This window comes from Kitasatospora sp. NPDC059577, from assembly GCF_042735475.1.
In the GTDB taxonomy this organism is placed as follows: Bacteria; Actinomycetota; Actinomycetes; order Streptomycetales; family Streptomycetaceae; genus Kitasatospora.
This window is the reverse complement of record NZ_JBHWBZ010000003.1, coordinates 217903-221193: the sequence shown is the minus strand read 5'-3', so window position 1 is coordinate 221193 and position 3291 is coordinate 217903. Positions and strand designations below refer to the sequence as shown.

At 74.1% G+C, this 3291-nt stretch carries 3 protein-coding genes; 1 reads left to right on the top strand and 2 read right to left on the bottom strand.

The genetic code is table 11. The annotated features are described in order from the left end of the window. Nucleotides 1–121: 121 nt before the first annotated feature. Together ACFV0O_RS04925 and ACFV0O_RS04920 are read right to left on the bottom strand one after the other, a co-directional pair. Nucleotides 122–772, bottom strand: coding sequence for a class I SAM-dependent methyltransferase (locus tag ACFV0O_RS04925; protein ID WP_380336444.1), 651 nt, complete (start codon nt 770–772; stop codon nt 122–124). A gap of 408 nt (nt 773–1180) precedes the next feature. After that, on the bottom strand, nt 1181–1849 hold the full coding sequence (locus tag ACFV0O_RS04920; protein ID WP_380336690.1) for a TetR/AcrR family transcriptional regulator: 669 nt from the start codon (nt 1847–1849) through the stop codon (nt 1181–1183). Nucleotides 1850–2000: 151 nt separating this feature from the next. Here ACFV0O_RS04920 and ACFV0O_RS04915 point away from each other — a divergent pair, with 151 nt between their 5' ends. Beyond that, nucleotides 2001–3011 (top strand): hypothetical protein, encoded by a 1011-nt coding sequence (locus ACFV0O_RS04915; protein ID WP_380336687.1) that lies wholly within the window; start codon nt 2001–2003, stop codon nt 3009–3011. The last annotated feature ends 280 nt before the right edge of the window (nt 3012–3291 follow it).

Below are 3291 nucleotides of genomic sequence, written 5' to 3'. Positions count from 1 at the left end.
TCTCCGCCCCTCCCCCCCCCCCCACCCACACCCCCCCCCGCCGACCCCTGCGGGGGGGGGGGTGGGGGGGCCCCCCCCCCCCCCCACTCCTCTCGCATTCCCCCTGGGCGGCGGCCCGGCCTCAGGACCGCCGGACGCGCAGCACGCTGGTCAGCATGGGGAGGGTGAACGCGCCGTCGGCGGTCTCCGGCCGGCTCTCCAGGTAGGCGCGGGTCCGGCTCAGCGGGGCGTCCCGTTGCCGTTCCGGCATCACGAGGACGCCCGCCTTCGTCCCGAGGGTCGCGACGAGGGAGTCGGCGGTCCGGCCCTGTCCGTGCGGGAACTCGGCCTGCTCCGGCGAGTCGAACCGGGCGTCCCCGCCCTTCCGGGGGAGGTGCATGCCGGCCGCCTCGACCCGCCAACTCGCCGGCACGTCACGCGGGCCGATGGCCGCGCTCCCGGTGACGGCTGCGAACCCGGCCACCCAGTCGGCCCCGTCGTCGAACACGTTCCACAGGCCCGCCAGTACTCCGCTGGGTGCGAGGACCCTGGCGATCTCGGGGCCCGCGAGGTCCATGTCGAACCAGTGCATGGCGTTGCCGGACACCACCGCGTCGACGGACCCGTCCGGCAGCGGAATCGTTTCCGCACTGCCCGCCAGGGCGCGCACCGCAGGGTTTCCCCGGCGCAGTTCGGCGAGCATCGCCGGGTCGGGCTCGACCGCGACGACGTCGACGCCCATCGCGAGCAGCGTGCCGGTGAGTTTGCCGGTCCCGGCGCCGAGGTCGAGCACCCGCGGGCCGGGCGCGGGTTCGAGGGCCCAGCGGACCGCGGCCTGCGCGTAGTCCGGGCGGCGCTCGGCGTAGGCGCCCGCCGCCGCGCCGAACGACGAGCTGTGGAGCTGCCGTTCGTCGTCCGGTAACCGCTGCCCTCAGCTCCGGCTCTCCTCCTGGTGCCGGTCCCGCTCCGGACCGTTGTCGATCCGCGTCATCGCAGCTCCTCCGGCGAGCGGGCCACTCCCTCCGCCCAGCCCTCGGGTGGCCGGCCCCGGGCCGACGGGCCACCGGCGGCGCGAATCCACCGGACTGCGACCCGACACGGCGCCCTTCGTCGCATCGGCCGACGAGGATGGTGACGGCCGGGCGCGCCGGCGCGTTCCGGACCTACCACCGACCCGCCGGACACCCCGGGTGGGTCGACGTCACTTCCGGGCGCCTCGCTCGGCTGCGTCGAAGGCGGGCGCGAGCGGGGCCAGCGCCGCGCGGAGCCGGTCGGGCAGTGAGCCCGAGGGCACGACCAGCCCGCCGGCGCCAGGGCTCCCGGCGCCCCCCGCGGTCTCGGGCGGCCGGAGCCAGCCGTCCAGGGCGATGCGCACCGCCGCGGCCACGCTCGCCGCGAGCACACGGGCCGTGGGCGCTGCGGCGTCACCGATGCGTTCACCGATGCGTTCGGCGATCACCGCCGTGAGCGGGGGCTCGATTCCGGCGGCGGCGTCGAGGAACGCGTCGCGCAGCGCGGTCCGAGCGGTGATCAGCAACAGCGCCTCGTGTTCGCGCTCACCGGTGTTCGTGTACTGCTCGACCACCGCTTCGGTGACGGCGTCGGCCAGGCGCACTCCTGCGGGGCGGGCCGCGACCGCCGCCGCGACCCGCCCCTCCCGGTCCGCGGTGACGGCGGAGACGATCGCCTGCTCACGGCTGGCGAAGTAGTTGTTGTAGGTGCGCGGCGAGACCCCTGCCGCCTCGGCGATGTCCTCGACCCGCACGTCGTCCGGGCCGTGCTGCACGGCCAGGCGCAGGGCCGCCTCCCGCAGCGCCTCGCGCGTGGCCTGCTTCTTCCGCTCCCGCAGCCCTGGTGGTGGTGTCGTCACGGCGTCAGCGTTCCACACAGGGCTGCGCACACGCAAACTTTCCCCCACGCAAACTTTCCTCAACGCAAACTTGCGCGTGCGCATTTTTCCTGTCAGCCTCGACCCCACCGACCGGACCGACCGAAGGGGCACCACCGTGCGAGCACGAGGAATGACCTACGACACCGGATTCGTCCTGCACGGCCGAACGTCCCGCGAACACTTCGACCCCGCGGTGGTCCGGCGTGAACTCGCCGTCATCCGCGACGACCTGCACTGCAACGCGGTCCAGATCATCGGCGGCGACCCGGACCGGCTGGAGCTGGCCGCCGGCGCCGCCGCCGAACTCGGCCTGGAGGTCTGGTTCTCGCCCTATCCGCTGGAACTGGACCCGGAGCAGATCCTCACGCTCTTCCGCGACTGCGCCGGGCGAGCCGAACGACTCCGGCAGCGGGGAGCCGCCGTCGTGTTCGTCGCGGGGGTCGAACTGAGCGTGATGAACCGCGGATTCCTGCCCGGCGGGAGCCCCGAGGAGCGCATCGAGCAGCTGATGGGCCGGCCCGAGCGGCGGGGCGAAGCGATGCGCGAACTCGGCGTGCGCATCAACGCGTTCCTCCGCGACGCCGCGGCCACGGTCCGCGAACGCTTCCAGGGCCGCCTCACCTACGCGTCCATCCAGTTCGAGCAGGTCGACTGGACCCCCTTCGACATCGTGGCGTTCGAGCTGATCCGCTCCGCCGAGGTCGCCGACCGGTTCCGGGACGCGGTACGCACCCTCGCCCGGGGCCCCAAGCCGCTCGCCGTCACCGGCTTCGGCACCGCGGCCTACCGCGGCGCGGGAGACCGCGGCGGCCGGGTGCTGGAGGTGGTCGAGTACGACCCGGAGACCGCGGCCCCGGTGCGGCTGAACGGCGTGTACGAGCGCGACGAGGCCGGTCAGGCCGCATACCTCGACGAACTGCTGGAGATCTTCGAGACCGAAGGCGTGGACAGCGCGTTCGTGTTCCTGTTCGCCCTGCCCGGCTACCCGCACCGCCCCGACGGCGACCCCCGGGACGACCTCGACCGGGCCGGACTGGGCATCGTGAAACTCCTCGAAGGGCGCCGGGGCCACACCTACCCCGACATGGACTGGGAACCCAAGGCCGCCTTCGCGGCGGTGGCCCAGCGGTACCGGAGGTGATCACCGCTGCGCGCCGCCCCGGCCGCGCCCGCGCAGCGAGACGCGGTTGCCGTCCGGCTCCACCACCTCGATGCGGACACCGGGCGCCGGACACCGGACGCCCATGAGGTTCTCTCATGAGGTTCTCTCATGAGAGAACCTCATGAGGAACCCGGCGGTCGGCCGGGACCGCACCTTCCGGAGTCCTGCCGGGATCCCGGCAGGCAAAATAGTCGGTGTGAGGGCGGGGGCGGGGGAACAGCCCGTAATGCGGGTGGGGCTCGGGTTGGGGCGCCGCGGG

Coding starts and splice junctions, on each gene's coding strand:
- ACFV0O_RS04915 (WP_380336687.1), top strand. CDS start 2,001: ATGACCTACGACACCGGATTCGTCCTGCACGGCCGAACGTCCCGCGAA.